This is a genomic window from Pseudoduganella aquatica (assembly GCF_020865585.1).
Lineage (GTDB): Bacteria > Pseudomonadota > Gammaproteobacteria > Burkholderiales > Burkholderiaceae_D > Rugamonas > Rugamonas aquatica_A.
In genome coordinates this window covers 5,302,154-5,319,799 of sequence record NZ_CP086370.1, presented here as the reverse complement: position 1 = coordinate 5,319,799, position 17,646 = coordinate 5,302,154, and the positions used below count along the sequence as shown (strand labels likewise).

The window sequence follows — 17,646 nt, the reverse complement described above, 5'->3', positions numbered from 1 at the left end:
AAGCGACGCTTTCCTCAACAAACAATGGATCAACAAGTGAAAAAACTTACTCTGGCAGCACTGGTAATCGGCGCCTTCTCGGCAAGCGCACAAGCGCAATCCAACGTGACCATCTACGGTCTGGTGGACGCGGGCCTGGTGAAAGAAAGCGGCGGCGTGGCCGGTAGCGTGACCAAAGTCACCAGCGGCATCGGCGGCCAGTCGCGCCTCGGCTTCCGCGGCGTGGAAGACCTGGGCAACGGCCTGTCGGCTGTGTTCGCCCTGGAAAGCGGCATCAAGGTGGACGACGGCGCGCTCGACAACAGCACCAGCACCCTGTTCAACCGCCAGGCCTACGTTGGCCTGAAGAGCAAGGAACTGGGTTCCTTCACCCTGGGCCGCCAGTACACCATGCTGTACAACGCCATGAGCCAGGTCGCCGACCCATTCGGCGCGGGCTACGCCGGTTCGATCAAGAACCTGTTCGCCACCGCCGGCGCCAACACCCGCGTCAGCAACGCCATGGTGTACGCGTCGCCAGTCGTGAACGGTTTCTCGGGCGAGCTGCTGTACGCGCTGGGCGAACAGGCTGGCGACAGCACCGCCGGCCGCCAGATCGGTTTCGGCCTGAACTACGCCCAAGGCCCGCTGAACGCGCGCCTGGTGTACAACAACCGCAACCAGGACACCGCCGCCGTCGGCACCACCCCTGCCAAGAAGCAGGACGAAGCCAAGAACACCCTGCTGGCCGTGAACTATGACTTCACCGTGGTCAAAGCCTTCTTCGCCTACGCCACCGACAAGGGCCTGAACAGCTCGCCTATCCCGGTCGCCAACGCTTTCGGCTACAAGACCGCACCGAAGCCAAGCACCGACGCGCGCAACATCCTGATCGGCGTTTCCGTACCTGCAGGCCCAGGCAATGTGCTGGCTTCCTACACCAGCAAGGATGACAAGACCGTCAACAACCAGGACGCCACCCAGTGGGCCCTGGGCTACATCTACCCGCTGTCGAAGCGTACCAGCACCTACGTTGCTTACGCCAAGATCAAGAACAAGAACGGCGCCGGCTACACCGTTGGCAACAACAACGAAGCCGGTACTGGCGACAAAGCCTTCAACGTGGGCATCCGCCACTCGTTCTAAGCTGGTCTTGCTGGCATGAAAGGGCGCCCTGCGGGGCGCCTTTTTAATTGCCGGGCAGCGGCAGCTCGATCACGATGCGGGTGCCGCCGTCGCCGCTGCTGTCGCGGCCCTGGATGTCGATGGCGCCGTCCAGCGCCCACACGCGCTCGCGCATGCCCAGCAGGCCAAAGGAGTGCGCCTTGTTAAGATCGGCTGAGGAGATGCCGCGCCCGTTGTCTTCTATGGTCAGGTCCAGCCGGTCGTCCTGCCGTTGCAGCGTGATCCACACATGGTCGGCGCCGGCGTGGCGCGACACATTGGTCAGCGATTCCTGCACGATGCGGAACACGGCGGTACTGTAGCGGTCGTCCAGCACCAGTTCCTGCTCGTGCGCGTCGAGCTGGCAGGCAATGCCGTGGCGCTGGGTAAATTCCTGGCGCAGCGTTTGCAGTGCATAGTACAGGCCGCCCTCGTCGAGCGCGTGCGGCCGCAGATCGGCGGCGATGCGGCGCAGCGAGGTGATGGCGCGCTGCAGCAGCTTGTCCATCGAGCGCATCTGGCGCACCGCCTGCGGGGTGGCGGGGCCTTGCTGCTGCAACAGGCTCAGGTCGACGCGCAGCGTGGCCAGCAGCTGGCCCAGATCGTCGTGCAGCTCGCGCGCGATGTGGGTGCGCTCTTCTTCGCGTATGGCTTGCAGGGCGGCGGATAGTTCGCGCAGCTGCTCGTAGGAGCTGGCGCTGTCGGTGGCGCGCCGGCCGGCCGCCTGGCCGTCGCGGCGCGTGCCGTGGCCTGCGGGCTTGGACTGCGGCGGTGCGGGTTTGTCGGGAGTATTCATGTGCGCCCCTCGGTGACCGGGGCGCCGGAGAGCCGGCCCCACGCTCACACAATAGGGCAGCCGCCACGCCGGACTTTGATCTGGCGCAGGGCGGCGTGGATTACATCTGCTTGAACAAGTGCAGGAAGCTGCGCGAGACTTCCAGCTTGTCGGAGCGGTCCTTGATCAGCACCAGATGGCGGCCCCGGATGTCGCGGGTCACGCCTTCGATGGCGTTCACGTTGACCAGGGTGGCGCGGTGGATTTGCCAGAACAGGTCGGGATCGAGCTCGTCGGCCAGGTCGCGCACCGGCTTGCGTATCAGCGCCTCGTACTTGGCGGTCTGCACGCAGGTGTATTTTTCGTCCGAGCGGAAGAACAGGATTTCCTCCACCGGTATCATGCGCAAGTCCTGGCCGATGCTGGCCTGTATCCATTGCAGATAGGTCTTTTTCGGCGCCGCGATCTTTTCGGCCAGCTGCGACAGCATGGCCGTCACGCTGGCGTTCACGTCCGCACCGCCGGCGCCGGACGGCGCGCTCAGACGGTGCTTCAGGCGCTCCACGGTAATTTGCAGGCGCTCGGGTTCGGCTGGTTTCAGCACGTAGTCCACTGCGCCGCGCTCGAAGGCCTCCACCGCGTGCACGTCGTAGGCGGTCACGAACACCACATTGCTCTTGTTGCCGATGGCGGCGGCCGCTTCCATGCCGGTCTTGCCCGGCATGCGGATATCCAGGAAGGCGAAGTCGGGCTTGAGCTGGTCCACCAGCTCAATCGCTTCTTCGCCATTCTTCGCTTCGCCGATGATGTCGAGTTCCGGCCATACCTGGCCCAGGCGCATGCGCAGCTGGTCGCGCATCAGTCTTTCATCATCGGCAAGAATTGCTGTTGGCATTTTTAATAATCATGTTAAAAGTGAGTACTAATTATTCAACGAATCGGCGGCGTGCGCAATCGATTACTGGCGCAGCCTATTTGGCGGCCAGCGCGTAAGGCACTTCTATCGTGGCGATTACGCCGCTGGGCTGATTGGGCTCGATGTTCAGCGCCCCCTGGCTGCCGTGCAGCAGCTTCAGGCGTTCGCGGATGTTGCTCAGGCCCAGGCCGGTGCCGTCGCTGGGCTTGGCGCCGAAGCCCAGGCCGTCGTCGGCCACAATCACGCGCAGCTTGTTGTGCGCCACCTCGGCGCGCACTTGCAGCGTGCCGCCCTCGGGCTTCCCTTCCAGGCCGTGCTTGATGGCGTTCTCCACCATCGATTGCAGCATCATGGGCGGGAAGGCGGCGGTGCGCAGGCCGTCAGGCACGTCGAAGTCGATGATCAGGCGCTCTTCCATGCGCATCTTCAGCAGCGCAAGATAGGCCGCCACCATGTCGGCCTCGCGGCCCAGGTTGGTGATCAGATTGCTGTCGCGCATTTGGGGCAGGACGGCGCGCAGGTATTTAATCAGGCTGCGCTGCATGGCCGACGCGCGCGGCGGGTCGGTTTCAATCAGGTGCTCAACCGAGGCCAGGGTGTTGAACAGGAAGTGCGGCTCGACCTGGGCCTGCATCATCTGCATCTTTGCTTCGCTCAGCTGGCGCTGCATGGATTCGCGCTCTGCTGCGGCATTGGCGGACTGGGTTTGCGCCTCGGCGCGTTTTTTGCCGCCCATCAGCGCCTTGGTGGCGAACAGGGCCAGCACCAGCAGCGACACGAAGCTCTTGAACCAGGTCGATGCCTGCTTGTGGTAGCGCGACACCTTCTGTTCGGCCGCGTCGTCCACGGCTTCTTCAATGGCATTGGACAGTTCTTCGCCGATTTGCGGCGGCAGTTCGATATGGACTTCCTCGCCGGGGAGGGAGGGGGCGGCCGGCGCAGCGGGGGCGCGCGCAGCCCGGCCGGCGCGGCCGGCGCTGTCTGCTTTGCCGGCTACGGCCGGTGCTGCGGGCGCGGCAGGGGCGGCGGGGGCTGCAGGCGCCTCGGCTGGCGCCGCCGGTGCAGCTGGTTCGGGCAGGGCTGGCGCTGCGGCTTCGGCTTCATCCGTGTTGCTGGGCGGCGCGTCCTTGCGGATCTTGCCGCCGCGCGGATTGAAGTGGATGCCGCTGTCGTCGATCAATATATTAGTGTCGCTGCCGGGACGGGCGCGCTTGCGCTCCTTGGTCACTACATACTCCTCGTCCGGCCGCGAGGAGAACAGCTCGTCCTGCAGAATGGATCCGGCGATCAGGGCCAGTGCCGCAAACAGGAAGAACTTCCACCACGACAGCTGGGTGACCCAGGTTGCGGTCGTATCGAAACCTTTGTGCAGCCAGGCCAGTATGGTCTTCAGCGTGTCTTGTACTTTGGGTTGAGGAAACATGTAATGCTTTCAATTTCATGAATGGTGCAACTGTACGCAATACGGCCGCGATCCGCCACGGGCTTGCGACAGTCTGCATAAAACGGCGTCTGGAAGGGAATAGGGACTGCCCGGGCGGCGGCCCTTGCGCGCGGGGCGGGGTTCGGTTATAGTTCTGTCCCCGCGCTGCTGAGCATACGCAGCGCAGGGGAGTAGGAAAATGAGGGGTTGACGGTTTAAACGAAACGCCTCATAATCTCATCTCTCTGCTGCTGAACAAAACGCTTCAGCAACAACGCAGAATTCTTTAAAAATTTACAATCGATAAGTGTGGGCGTTTGATGATGAGGCCCGCAGCGCAAGCTGCGAAACTCAAATTATTTAAACGCTCAACGAAAAACAAACGTGACCTTCGAAAGAAGGAATCGTCAGTTATTTTGAAGGGCGACCAAGTCAGCAATGACTTTAAACAGAGATTGAACTGAAGAGTTTGATCCTGGCTCAGATTGAACGCTGGCGGCATGCTTTACACATGCAAGTCGAACGGTAACAGGGAGCTTGCTCCGCTGACGAGTGGCGAACGGGTGAGTAATATATCGGAACGTACCCAAGAGTGGGGGATAACGTAGCGAAAGTTACGCTAATACCGCATACGATCTAAGGATGAAAGCAGGGGACCGCAAGGCCTTGTGCTCCTGGAGCGGCCGATATCTGATTAGCTAGTTGGTAGGGTAAAGGCCTACCAAGGCATCGATCAGTAGCTGGTCTGAGAGGACGACCAGCCACACTGGAACTGAGACACGGTCCAGACTCCTACGGGAGGCAGCAGTGGGGAATTTTGGACAATGGGCGCAAGCCTGATCCAGCAATGCCGCGTGAGTGAAGAAGGCCTTCGGGTTGTAAAGCTCTTTTGTCAGGGAAGAAACGGTTTCGGCTAATATCCGGAGCTAATGACGGTACCTGAAGAATAAGCACCGGCTAACTACGTGCCAGCAGCCGCGGTAATACGTAGGGTGCAAGCGTTAATCGGAATTACTGGGCGTAAAGCGTGCGCAGGCGGTTTTGTAAGTCTGTCGTGAAATCCCCGGGCTCAACCTGGGAATGGCGATGGAGACTGCAAGGCTAGAATCTGGCAGAGGGGGGTAGAATTCCACGTGTAGCAGTGAAATGCGTAGAGATGTGGAGGAACACCGATGGCGAAGGCAGCCCCCTGGGTCAAGATTGACGCTCATGCACGAAAGCGTGGGGAGCAAACAGGATTAGATACCCTGGTAGTCCACGCCCTAAACGATGTCTACTAGTTGTCGGGTCTTAATTGACTTGGTAACGCAGCTAACGCGTGAAGTAGACCGCCTGGGGAGTACGGTCGCAAGATTAAAACTCAAAGGAATTGACGGGGACCCGCACAAGCGGTGGATGATGTGGATTAATTCGATGCAACGCGAAAAACCTTACCTACCCTTGACATGGAAGGAATCCCCGAGAGATTGGGGAGTGCTCGAAAGAGAACCTTCACACAGGTGCTGCATGGCTGTCGTCAGCTCGTGTCGTGAGATGTTGGGTTAAGTCCCGCAACGAGCGCAACCCTTGTCATTAGTTGCTACGAAAGGGCACTCTAATGAGACTGCCGGTGACAAACCGGAGGAAGGTGGGGATGACGTCAAGTCCTCATGGCCCTTATGGGTAGGGCTTCACACGTCATACAATGGTACATACAGAGGGCCGCCAACCCGCGAGGGGGAGCTAATCCCAGAAAGTGTATCGTAGTCCGGATTGTAGTCTGCAACTCGACTGCATGAAGTTGGAATCGCTAGTAATCGCGGATCAGCATGTCGCGGTGAATACGTTCCCGGGTCTTGTACACACCGCCCGTCACACCATGGGAGCGGGTTTTACCAGAAGTAGGTAGCTTAACCGCAAGGAGGGCGCTTACCACGGTAGGATTCGTGACTGGGGTGAAGTCGTAACAAGGTAGCCGTATCGGAAGGTGCGGCTGGATCACCTCCTTTCTAGAGTAGGCACCACGCCAAGCGCTCACACTTATCGATTGTTTCGTTCTTTAAAAATTTGGAAGAAGTAAAGATTTATTATTTTCGTTTGATCGCAAGATTGAACGAGGGTAGTGATTGTATGTATCAACAAACGCAATAACGTAGTACTTCTTGCTTTGTAACGGTTCTTTGTTAGTCGCAAGGAATCAATGTTATAGGGACAAGTGAATAAGTGCACATGGTGGATGCCTTGGCGATTACAGGCGATGAAGGACGTAGAAGTCTGCGATAAGCCTCGGGGAGCTGACAAACAAGCTTTGATCCGAGGATTTCCGAATGGGGAAACCCGGCCTTATAGGTCATTGCATGCTGAATACATAGGCATGCAAAGCGAACGCGGCGAACTGAAACATCTAAGTAGCTGCAGGAAAATAAATCAACCGAGATTCCCAAAGTAGTGGCGAGCGAAATGGGATGAGCCTGCATGATTTAGCATGACGCATAGTGGAACCACCTGGAAATGTGGGCCATAGCGGGTGATAGCCCCGTACACGAAATGCGACGTGTGGAACTAAGTATGCGACAAGTAGGGCGGGACACGAGAAATCCTGTCTGAATATGGGGGGACCATCCTCCAAGGCTAAATACTCGTAATCGACCGATAGTGAACCAGTACCGTGAGGGAAAGGCGAAAAGAACCCCGGGAGGGGAGTGAAATAGATCCTGAAACCGTGTGCATACAAACAGTAGGAGCGGACTTGTTCCGTGACTGCGTACCTTTTGTATAATGGGTCAGCGACTTACATTCAGTGGCAAGGTTAACCAGATTGGGGAGCCGTAGAGAAATCGAGTCCGAACAGGGCGCCAGTCGCTGGGTGTAGACCCGAAACCAAGTGATCTACCCATGGCCAGGTTGAAGGTGCGGTAACACGCACTGGAGGACCGAACCCACTAATGTTGAAAAATTAGGGGATGAGCTGTGGGTAGGGGTGAAAGGCTAAACAAACTTGGAAATAGCTGGTTCTCTCCGAAAACTATTTAGGTAGTGCCTCAAGTATCACCATCGGGGGTAGAGCACTGTTATGGCTAGGGGGTCATCGCGACTTACCAAACCATTGCAAACTCCGAATACCGATGAGTGCGAGCTTGGGAGACAGACGTCGGGTGCTAACGTCCGGCGTCAAGAGGGAAACAACCCAGACCGCCAGCTAAGGTCCCAAAGATTGGCTAAGTGGAAAACGAAGTGGGAAGGCTAAAACAGTCAGGATGTTGGCTTAGAAGCAGCCATCATTTAAAGAAAGCGTAATAGCTCACTGATCGAGTCGTCCTGCGCGGAAGATGTAACGGGGCTAAGCCAGTCACCGAAGCTGCGGATATGCATTTATGCATATGGTAGGAGAGCGTTCTGTAAGCCTGCGAAGGTGTCTTGTAAAGGATGCTGGAGGTATCAGAAGTGCGAATGCTGACATGAGTAGCGATAATGGGGGTGAAAAGCCCCCACGCCGTAAGCCCAAGGTTTCCTGTTCAACGTTCATCGGAGCAGGGTGAGTCGGCCCCTAAGGCGAGGCAGAGATGCGTAGCTGATGGGAAGCAGGTTAATATTCCTGCACCGTCGTATGATGCGATGGGGGGACGGATCGCGGAAGGTTGTCTGACTGTTGGAATAGTCAGTTTCTGCTTCATAGAAGGCGCTTAGGCAAATCCGGGCGCGTAATTCAAGGGAGTGGGACGAGTGAACTTGTTCACGTAGCAATCGGAAGTGGTTCCAAGAAAAGCCTCTAAGCTTCAGTCATACGAGACCGTACCGCAAACCGACACAGGTGGGCGAGATGAGTATTCTAAGGCGCTTGAGAGAACTCGGGAGAAGGAACTCGGCAAATTGGTACCGTAACTTCGGGAAAAGGTACGCCCCGGTAGCTTGGCTGATTTACTTCAGTAGGGCGAAAGGGTTGCAATAAACTGGTGGCTGCGACTGTTTAATAAAAACACAGCACTCTGCAAACACGAAAGTGGACGTATAGGGTGTGACGCCTGCCCGGTGCTGGAAGATTAAATGATGGGGTGCAAGCTCTTGATTGAAGTCCCAGTAAACGGCGGCCGTAACTATAACGGTCCTAAGGTAGCGAAATTCCTTGTCGGGTAAGTTCCGACCTGCACGAATGGCGTAACGATGGCCACACTGTCTCCTCCCGAGACTCAGCGAAGTTGAAGTGTTTGTGATGATGCAATCTACCCGCGGCTAGACGGAAAGACCCCATGAACCTTTACTGTAGCTTTGCATTGGACTTTGAACCAATCTGTGTAGGATAGGTGGGAGGCTTTGAAGCGGGGACGCCAGTTCTCGTGGAGCCAACCTTGAAATACCACCCTGGTTTGTTTGAGGTTCTAACCTTGGTCCGTAATCCGGATCGGGGACAGTGCATGGTAGGCAGTTTGACTGGGGCGGTCTCCTCCTAAAGTGTAACGGAGGAGTTCGAAGGTACGCTAATTACGGTCGGACATCGTGATGATAGTGCAATGGCATAAGCGTGCTTAACTGCGAGACCGACAAGTCGAGCAGGTACGAAAGTAGGACATAGTGATCCGGTGGTTCTGTATGGAAGGGCCATCGCTCAACGGATAAAAGGTACTCTGGGGATAACAGGCTGATTCCTCCCAAGAGTTCATATCGACGGGGGAGTTTGGCACCTCGATGTCGGCTCATCACATCCTGGGGCTGTAGCCGGTCCCAAGGGTATGGCTGTTCGCCATTTAAAGTGGTACGTGAGCTGGGTTTAAAACGTCGTGAGACAGTTTGGTCCCTATCTGCCGTGGGCGTTGGAAATTTGAAGGGGGCTGCTCCTAGTACGAGAGGACCGGAGTGGACGAACCTCTGGTGTACCGGTTGTCACGCCAGTGGCATTGCCGGGTAGCTAAGTTCGGAAGAGATAACCGCTGAAAGCATCTAAGCGGGAAACTTGCCTTGAGATGAGATTTCCCGGAGCTTTAAGCTCCTTGAAGGGTCGTTCGAGACCAGGACGTTGATAGGCTGGGTGTGGAAGTGCAGTAATGCATTAAGCTAACCAGTACTAATTGCCCGTAAGGCTTGTCCCTATAACATTGATTGGTTATAGGCGAGAAGTGCGCATGTTGTGCGTATGTTGATACGCAATCGCTACTAATAAATCTGAATTCTTCCAAGTTTTAAAGCTGTTGCGGCGCCTTAGCGCTGCAAAGCTTACAAGTCAAAGCCTGATGACCATAGCAAATCGGTCCCACCCCTTCCCATCCCGAACAGGACCGTGAAACGATTTTGCGCCGATGATAGTGCTGCAACCAGTGTGAAAGTAGGTTATCGTCAGGCTAGTTATAAGCAAAACCCCCTCCGGTGATCCGGTGGGGGTTTTTTGCGTTTATGATGCCACCCATGTCCTCTAAAACCGTCTCCGCTTCCCGCGTCACGCTGGCCGATATCGCTGAAGGCTGCGGTGTATCCCGCGCCACCGTCTCCCTGGTGGTGCGCAACAGCCCGCTGGTGCATGCCGACACGCGCGCCAAGGTGGAGGCGGAATTCAAGCGCCAGGGCTATGTCTACAATCGCGGCGCCGCCAATCTGCGGCAGGGGCGTTCCTCGATAGTGGCCCTGGTGATCAACGATCTTTCCAATCCTTTCTTTGCGGAGTTTGCCGCCGGCGTGGACGAGGCGCTGGGCGAGGCGGGCTATGCGATGCTGCTGGGCAGCACGTCGGAATCGGTGGCGCGGCAGCAGGCTGTACTGTCGTCGCTGATGGAGCATCGTCCGGCCGGCATCATCCTGTCTCCCGCCGAAGGCAGCGAGGCAGGCGGCGTGGCCGGCGCGGTCGGCAGCGGCACGCCGATGCTGCTGTTCAACCGCGACATGGTCGGCTGCGGCTGGGATTTCCTGTCCATGGATAACCAGGCCGGCGCGCGCATGGCGACCGAGCATCTGCTGGCCCAGGGCCATCGCCGGATTGCCTTCTATGGCGGCTTCCAGGTCTCGAGCTCCTGCCGCCAGCGCCGGCTGGGCTATGCGGAAGCGATGGCGGCGGCCGGCATCGCGCCCGAGTCGCACTGGCTGATCGAGACCGCGCCAACCCGGCTGGAGGCCGCGCGCCAGGTGGCCGCGCTGTTTGCCAACGACCCGGCGCCTACCGCCGCCGTGGCTTACAACGACGCCGTCGCGCTCGGACTCATGCTGGGCCTGGCAGGCTGTGGCCGCCAGGCGGGGCGCGACTTCGCCGTCACTGGTTTCGATGATATTCCCGAAGCCGCCGTCAGCGTGCCGCCCCTCACCACGGTCGCCACCGATCCGCGCGAGCTGGGCCGGCAGGCCGCGCGCCGCCTGCTGGAGCGCATCGCCGAACCCGCCCAGGCCACCGCCGCCATTGTTGAGCCGGTGCGTCTGGCGGTGCGTCTGAGCAGCAGCCCACCCCTCTGATTCTTGCTAATTACTTGACACTGGATTTTGCCTAAACTATATTTAGATCGATCTAAATTTTAGCTAAAAAGAGTTGTTTCCCCGTCCAGCCCTGACAAAAGGCTTCTATCCATGCGTTCCAAACCAGCCAGCCCACGCGTCGCCCTCGCTGTGATAAGTGGTGGCGCACTACGGCTACCGCACCGGCATCTTCCTGGGCCTCGCCATTGCCGGCATCGGCGCGCTGATGTTCTATCCGGCCGCTGCCGAGAGCGAGGAGGCCGACAGCCTGACCTTCGGTGCCGCGCTGCGCCACCGCCATATGCGCCTGGGTGTGCTGGCCATCTTCCTCTACGTGGGCGCGGAAGTGGCGATCGGCAGCTTCCTGATCAACTACATTTCGCTGCCTCATATCGGCAATATGACGGTGGCCACGGCCGCCGTGTACGTGTCGCTGTACTGGGGCGGCGCCATGCTGGGCCGCTTCGCCGGCGCCGCGCTGCTGACCAAGGCCAATCCGCGCACGGTGCTGGGAGGCTGCGCCGTCGCCGCGAGCCTGCTGCTGCTGGCCGGCATGTTCAGCCACGGCTACGTGGCCGTGCTGGCCGTGGTGGCCATCGGCCTGTTCAACTCCGTGATGTTCCCGAATATCTTCACGCTGGGCATAGGCGGCATGGGCGTCCTGACCGGCAAGGCCTCCAGCCTGCAGATCATGGCCATCGTCGGCGGCGCCATTGTGCCGCTGCTGCAAGGCGTGCTGGCCGACCGCATCGGCGTGCAGCTGTCCTTCGTGCTGCCGCTGCTGTGCTACGCCTTTGTTGCCTACTACGGTTATCGCGGCTCGCGCCTGGACGGCGTGGAAAGCGCCGCCGGCGCGGCCCGTCCCCAATTTATCCCACACTGATCCAGGAACACCATGAGTAAGATAGTTTGTTTCGGCGAAGCGCTGATCGATTTCCTGTCCGTGCCGCCTGCCGCGCCTGGCGAGGCCGTACCCTTCCTGCGCAACGCGGGCGGTGCGCCCGCCAACGTGGCGGTGGCGCTGGCCGCGCTGGACATGCAGTCCGCTTTCGCTGGCATGCTGAGCGAAGACATGTTCGGCGATTTTCTGCACGAGAGCCTGCGCGCCGCCGGCGTCGACACGCGCTACATCGCCCGCACCAGCCGCGCCAACACGGCGCTGGCCTTTGTATCGCTGGACCGCAGCGGAGAGCGCAGCTTCAATTTCTATCGTCCGCCAGCGGCCGACCTGCTGTTCACCGAATCCGATTTCCAGGATGGCTGTTTCCACGGCCTGGCAGCCTTCCACGCCTGCTCCAACAGCCTGACCGAGGCGCCCATTGCCGAGGCCACGCTGGCCGGCATGCGCCGCGCAGCCACGGCCGGCGCGGTTGTCAGTTTCGACCTGAATCTGCGCCCGGCCCTGTGGCAGCGCGGCGAGGATCCGCTGCCGCGCCTGTGGCAGGCGCTGGCCCTGGCCGACCTGGTGAAACTGAGCAGCGAGGAACTTGAATACCTGGCGCTTTCCGAAGGGAGCGCCGATGCGGTGCGCGAGCGCTTGTGGCAAGGCCGCGTGCGCGTGCTGGTGGTGACCGACGGCCCGCAGCCGCTGGCCTGGCACACCCGCGCCGCCAGCGGCAAGGCAGCCGTTCCCGAAGTCCGTGCTGTGGACACCACCGGCGCGGGCGACGCTTTTGTGGCCGGCTTGCTGGCTGGCCTGGTGGAGCAGGGTGTCAAGCCGTCCGCGCTGGAGTCCTTCTTCCACGACGCCGCCGTGCGCGAGCCGGCCCTGCGTTTTGCCGCCGCCTGCGGCGCATTGGCGGTGACGCGGCGCGGCGCTTTCGCCGCCATGCCGCGCCGCGCCGACCTGCAACCTTACCTGGAGTTAGCCGCATGAGCACCGTTCCCGATTTCCGTTCCGTCGCTTTCCTGCGCCAGCACATTGCGCACACCATGGCCTTCTATCACCCGCGCGCCATCGATCCGGCCGGCGGTTTCTTCCATTACTTCCGTGACGACGGCACGGTCTACGACAGCGAGCACCGCCACCTGGTGAGCAGCACGCGCTTCGTGTTCAACTACGCGATGGCCGCGCGCGAATTCCAGCAGCCGGAATATCTGGACGCCGCGCGTTGGGGCCTGCGCTATCTGCGCGAAGTCCACCGCAACCATGAAAGCGGCGGCTACGCCTGGACCATACGCAACGGCGTGCCCGAGGACCGCAGCAACCAGTGCTACGGCGTCGCCTTCGTGCTGCTGGCCTATTCCACCGCGCTCAAGGCCGGTATCACCGAAGCCGCACCGTGGATAGACGAGACCTGGGACCTGCTGGAACTGCGCTACTGGGATGCGCAGGCCCGCCTGTATCGCGACGAAGCCAGCGCCGACTGGGTGTTCGGTCCGTATCGCGGCCAGAACGCCAATATGCATATGTGCGAAGCCATGATCGCCGCCTATGAAGCCACCGGCGGCGCGCGTTTCCTGGAACGCGCGCTGCTGCTGGCGCAACGCATGACGGTGGAGCAGGCCGAGCTTGCTGGCGGCCTGGTATGGGAGCACTACGACACCGACTGGCAGGTGGACTGGAAATACAACCTGGACGATCCCAAGCATCTGTTCCGTCCCTGGGGCTTCCAGCCCGGCCACCAGACCGAATGGGCCAAGCTGCTGATGCTGCTGGACCGCTACAGCGGCGCGGCCTGGCTCAAGCCTGTCGCCTGCCGCCTGTTCGAGCGCGCAGTTGAGCATTCCTGGGACGCTGAAAACGGCGGCCTGGCCTACGGCTTTGCGCCGGAAGGCAAGGTGTGCGACGACGATAAATACTTCTGGGTGCAGGCCGAATCGCTGGCCGCCGCGGCCCGCCTGGCCGACGGTACCGGCGACGGCCGCTACTGGGACTGGTACCAGCGGCTGTGGGCCTATTCGTGGGAGCACTTTGTGGACCACAAGCACGGTGCCTGGTACCGCATCCTGGACGTGCGCAACCGCAAATACAGCGACGAGAAAAGCCCCGCCGGCAAAACCGACTACCACACCATGGGCGCTTGCTACGACGTGCTGGCCGTGCTGCGCGGAGCAGGTCCAGATTAATACCGTTCACGCGGGATTGAAAAGTTGATAAGATGGCGGATTCTGTAAGATAGGAGCCGCCAAGTTGGCAATTCAACGCATATTGACGCTTGCCGTGTTGGCGGCTGCGCTGGCCGGGTGCGGCGCGGGTTCGGACGTCCAGACTGGGGAGTCTGCAGGCCAGCGCCAGTCCATGGCCGGACCGCCTGCAGCAGCGGCTGCTCCCATCGCGATGCCGGGCCTGCGCTCCGACTATAAAGTGGAGCGCGTCGCCGGTTCGGTGGATCTCACGCATATCGCGACGGCGCGCGTCACCCGCGTGGCCGCCGACGCCAGGGTCCAGTTCTCCGATTACACGCTGGCCATGGACGTGGACGGCAACGCCGGCAAGGTCTACCGCTTGTACCGCGCCGCGTTCAAGCGCACGCCGGACGTGCGGGGCTTGAGCTACTGGATACAGAAGATGGATCAGGGCGCTTCGCTGCTGACCATCTCCAACGGCTTCGCGGGCTCGACCGAGTTCAAGTCGCTCTACGGCGTCAATCCCACCAATAATGAGATCGTTACCCGCCTTTATCGCAACATCCTCAACCGCGATGGCGAAACCGCCGGCGTCCAATATTGGGTCAATATATTGAATCGCGGCACCAGCGTGGCCGAAGTACTGGCCGCGTTCAGCGACAGTCCGGAGAACCAGGCCGGCATGTTTGCCACGCTCAGCAATGGCATTGCCTACCGGGTGGACGGCGCCGCCTATGTGACCGTCGCCAACGCCGGCGCCAGCCGTAGCGGCGCGACGGGCGCAGCCTTGACGCTGGACGGCACCGAAAGCCTGGCGGGCGCGGGCAGCACGCTCAGCTACGCATGGACGGTGGTCGAACGTCCCGCAGGCAGCGCCGCAGTCCTGCGCAATGCCGATACGGCGCTGCCGTCGTTCACGCCTGACCGCTCCGGCAGCTATACCGTGACTCTGGCCGTCAGCGACGGCGTGAGCAGCAGCACTGCCTCGGCCACGCTCTCGGCATTCCCGCCGGCGCTGAGCTATGCGCCGCTGGAAGTGCGCTACAGCAAGGGGCTGGACAAGCTGGTCATCTCCGCCACGAATCCGAATGTCCTGAAGATAGCCGATCCTTTGGCCGAAACCACGCTGACCGTCAGTCTGCCGGCGGCGGTCAAGAATTTCAGCCTGAGTCCCAACGGCAAGCTGGCCATCGTGCTGCATGAAAGCGTGGCCAGCCTGGTTGACCTTGAACACGGCTTGCTGCTCAAGTCCTTCGCAACAGGCGGCTCACATACCGAGGCGTTGATAACCAACGCGGCGGTAGCCTATTTCATCGGCCAGACCGGCGGGCAGTGGGTGAGGCCGTCGGTGGTCTATTTCAATGCCCGCACCGGCGCGGAGATGACCTTGCCGGAAACCGTCTACATGGGCATGTTCTACGGTACGCAGTACGGCGTGTATGCGTCCACCAAGAACAAGGTCTTCCTGATGTCGCAAGGGCTGTCGCCGGCGGACATCAGTTATTTCACCATAGACCCGGCCACCAACGGCGTGATCGCCATGGGTGATTCGCCTTACCACGGCGACTACAATATGAGTACGCCGCTGTTCCTGTCGGAAAATGAGGACGTGTTGTTTTCCGCCAGCGGCAACTACTTCTACACCAGCAATCTCAAGTACGCGGGCACCTTCTCCACGCCGGTGCGCTGCCTGAGCAACTCGGCGGCGAAGGATGAAACCCTGGTGATCGCAGGCGGATCGGCCGGCTACCCCTCGAGCTACCGCCGGTTCACGGGTCCGCTGTTCTTCTCCGATGCCACGATAGATTTCCCGCTGATCGATGGCCTGCAGAGCTACGGCATCAAGATTTTTCACTCGTCCAGCGGCAAGCGCCTTGCCCTGGTGCAGACCGGGTCGGCGACGCCGAACGGCGCTGGCTTGAAATATTACACAATCGTCTTGTGAAGTGGCCCGGCCTTTGCTATAGTTCTGTCCCCGCGCTGCTGAACATACGCAGCGTAGGAAGAGTAGGAAAATGAGGGGTTGACGGTTTGAACGAAACGCCTCATAATCTCATCTCTCTGCTGCTGAACAAAACGCTTCAGCAACAACGCAGAATTCTTTAAAAATTTACAATCGATAAGTGTGGGCGTTTGATGATGAGGCCCGCAGCGCAAGCTGCGAAACTCAAATTATTTAAACGCTCAACGAAAAACAAACGTGACCTTCGAAAGAAGGAATCGTCAGTTATTTTGAAGAGCGACCACGTCGGCAACGACGTTAAACAGAGATTGAACTGAAGAGTTTGATCCTGGCTCAGATTGAACGCTGGCGGCATGCTTTACACATGCAAGTCGAACGGTAACAGGGAGCTTGCTCCGCTGACGAGTGGCGAACGGGTGAGTAATATATCGGAACGTACCCAAGAGTGGGGGATAACGTAGCGAAAGTTACGCTAATACCGCATACGATCTACGGATGAAAGCAGGGGACCGCAAGGCCTTGTGCTCCTGGAGCGGCCGATATCTGATTAGCTAGTTGGTAGGGTAAAGGCCTACCAAGGCATCGATCAGTAGCTGGTCTGAGAGGACGACCAGCCACACTGGAACTGAGACACGGTCCAGACTCCTACGGGAGGCAGCAGTGGGGAATTTTGGACAATGGGCGCAAGCCTGATCCAGCAATGCCGCGTGAGTGAAGAAGGCCTTCGGGTTGTAAAGCTCTTTTGTCAGGGAAGAAACGGTTTCGGCTAATATCCGGAGCTAATGACGGTACCTGAAGAATAAGCACCGGCTAACTACGTGCCAGCAGCCGCGGTAATACGTAGGGTGCAAGCGTTAATCGGAATTACTGGGCGTAAAGCGTGCGCAGGCGGTTTTGTAAGTCTGTCGTGAAATCCCCGGGCTCAACCTGGGAATGGCGATGGAGACTGCAAGGCTAGAATCTGGCAGAGGGGGGTAGAATTCCACGTGTAGCAGTGAAATGCGTAGAGATGTGGAGGAACACCGATGGCGAAGGCAGCCCCCTGGGTCAAGATTGACGCTCATGCACGAAAGCGTGGGGAGCAAACAGGATTAGATACCCTGGTAGTCCACGCCCTAAACGATGTCTACTAGTTGTCGGGTCTTAATTGACTTGGTAACGCAGCTAACGCGTGAAGTAGACCGCCTGGGGAGTACGGTCGCAAGATTAAAACTCAAAGGAATTGACGGGGACCCGCACAAGCGGTGGATGATGTGGATTAATTCGATGCAACGCGAAAAACCTTACCTACCCTTGACATGGAAGGAATCCCCGAGAGATTGGGGAGTGCTCGAAAGAGAACCTTCACACAGGTGCTGCATGGCTGTCGTCAGCTCGTGTCGTGAGATGTTGGGTTAAGTCCCGCAACGAGCGCAACCCTTGTCATTAGTTGCTACGAAAGGGCACTCTAATGAGACTGCCGGTGACAAACCGGAGGAAGGTGGGGATGACGTCAAGTCCTCATGGCCCTTATGGGTAGGGCTTCACACGTCATACAATGGTACATACAGAGGGCCGCCAACCCGCGAGGGGGAGCTAATCCCAGAAAGTGTATCGTAGTCCGGATTGTAGTCTGCAACTCGACTGCATGAAGTTGGAATCGCTAGTAATCGCGGATCAGCATGTCGCGGTGAATACGTTCCCGGGTCTTGTACACACCGCCCGTCACACCATGGGAGCGGGTTTTACCAGAAGTAGGTAGCTTAACCGCAAGGAGGGCGCTTACCACGGTAGGATTCGTGACTGGGGTGAAGTCGTAACAAGGTAGCCGTATCGGAAGGTGCGGCTGGATCACCTCCTTTCTAGAGTAGGCACCACGCCAAGCGCTCACACTTATCGATTGTTTCGTTCTTTAAAAATTTGGAAGAAGTAAAGATTTATTATTTTCGTTTGATCGCAAGATTGAACGA

9 protein-coding genes and 4 rRNA genes are annotated in these 17,646 nt (G+C 59.2%); 10 read left to right on the top strand and 3 right to left on the bottom strand.

Annotated elements, in window-relative coordinates; translation table 11 throughout:
• Positions 1–36: 36 nt before the first annotated feature.
• Positions 37–1,125: a porin gene (locus KT882_RS23760; protein ID WP_228893477.1), complete on the top strand. Its 1,089-nt coding sequence runs from the start codon at positions 37–39 to the stop codon at positions 1,123–1,125.
• Between the two features lie 43 nt (positions 1,126–1,168).
• On the opposite strand, the gene KT882_RS23755 is transcribed toward KT882_RS23760, so the two are convergent.
• The 3 genes from KT882_RS23755 to KT882_RS23745 all read right to left on the bottom strand — a co-directional run bounded on the left by KT882_RS23755 (position 1,169) and on the right by KT882_RS23745 (position 4,257).
• Complete coding sequence (locus KT882_RS23755) at positions 1,169–1,939, bottom strand: sensor histidine kinase (RefSeq protein WP_321170292.1); 771 nt, start codon at positions 1,937–1,939, stop codon at positions 1,169–1,171.
• Between the two features lie 100 nt (positions 1,940–2,039).
• Positions 2,040–2,813 (bottom strand): LytR/AlgR family response regulator transcription factor, encoded by a 774-nt coding sequence (locus KT882_RS23750; RefSeq protein WP_228893476.1) that lies wholly within the window; start codon positions 2,811–2,813, stop codon positions 2,040–2,042.
• 76 nt (positions 2,814–2,889) lie between these two features.
• Positions 2,890–4,257: a sensor histidine kinase gene (locus KT882_RS23745; protein WP_161074916.1), complete on the bottom strand. Its 1,368-nt coding sequence runs from the start codon at positions 4,255–4,257 to the stop codon at positions 2,890–2,892.
• 457 nt (positions 4,258–4,714) lie between these two features.
• Between KT882_RS23745 and KT882_RS23740 the strand changes: the two genes are divergently transcribed.
• From KT882_RS23740 to KT882_RS23700, 9 genes are all read left to right on the top strand, one after another.
• Positions 4,715–6,245: ribosomal RNA gene (locus KT882_RS23740) — 16S ribosomal RNA — on the top strand.
• 200 nt (positions 6,246–6,445) lie between these two features.
• Positions 6,446–9,320, top strand: a 23S ribosomal RNA gene (locus KT882_RS23735).
• A 137-nt stretch (positions 9,321–9,457) separates the two neighbouring features.
• Positions 9,458–9,570, top strand: a 5S ribosomal RNA gene (gene rrf / locus KT882_RS23730).
• Together the 16S, 23S and 5S rRNA genes form the textbook arrangement of a ribosomal RNA operon.
• 63 nt (positions 9,571–9,633) lie before the next feature.
• Positions 9,634–10,665: a LacI family DNA-binding transcriptional regulator gene (locus KT882_RS23725; protein WP_228893475.1), complete on the top strand. Its 1,032-nt coding sequence runs from the start codon at positions 9,634–9,636 to the stop codon at positions 10,663–10,665.
• Between the two features lie 160 nt (positions 10,666–10,825).
• Positions 10,826–11,548 carry an MFS transporter gene (locus KT882_RS23720; RefSeq protein WP_228893474.1) on the top strand — a complete coding sequence of 241 codons (723 nt, stop codon included), beginning with the start codon at positions 10,826–10,828 and terminating at the stop codon, positions 11,546–11,548.
• Between the two features lie 12 nt (positions 11,549–11,560).
• Positions 11,561–12,541 (top strand): carbohydrate kinase family protein, encoded by a 981-nt coding sequence (locus KT882_RS23715; RefSeq protein ID WP_161075676.1) that lies wholly within the window; start codon positions 11,561–11,563, stop codon positions 12,539–12,541.
• Positions 12,538–13,734: an AGE family epimerase/isomerase gene (locus KT882_RS23710; RefSeq protein WP_228893473.1), complete on the top strand. Its 1,197-nt coding sequence runs from the start codon at positions 12,538–12,540 to the stop codon at positions 13,732–13,734. Before KT882_RS23715 ends, KT882_RS23710 begins: the two co-directional genes overlap by 4 nt.
• A gap of 64 nt (positions 13,735–13,798) precedes the next feature.
• Positions 13,799–15,679, top strand: coding sequence for a DUF4214 domain-containing protein (locus KT882_RS23705; RefSeq protein ID WP_228893472.1), 1,881 nt, complete (start codon positions 13,799–13,801; stop codon positions 15,677–15,679).
• Between the two features lie 328 nt (positions 15,680–16,007).
• Positions 16,008–17,538: ribosomal RNA gene (locus KT882_RS23700) — 16S ribosomal RNA — on the top strand.
• Positions 17,539–17,646: the final 108 nt, after the last annotated feature.

Coding starts and splice junctions, on each gene's coding strand:
- KT882_RS23745 (WP_161074916.1), bottom strand. CDS start 4,257: ATGTTTCCTCAACCCAAAGTACAAGACACGCTGAAGACCATACTGGCC.
- KT882_RS23725 (WP_228893475.1), top strand. CDS start 9,634: ATGTCCTCTAAAACCGTCTCCGCTTCCCGCGTCACGCTGGCCGATATC.
- KT882_RS23750 (WP_228893476.1), bottom strand. CDS start 2,813: ATGCCAACAGCAATTCTTGCCGATGATGAAAGACTGATGCGCGACCAG.
- KT882_RS23755 (WP_321170292.1), bottom strand. CDS start 1,939: ATGAATACTCCCGACAAACCCGCACCGCCGCAGTCCAAGCCCGCAGGC.
- KT882_RS23715 (WP_161075676.1), top strand. CDS start 11,561: ATGAGTAAGATAGTTTGTTTCGGCGAAGCGCTGATCGATTTCCTGTCC.
- KT882_RS23710 (WP_228893473.1), top strand. CDS start 12,538: ATGAGCACCGTTCCCGATTTCCGTTCCGTCGCTTTCCTGCGCCAGCAC.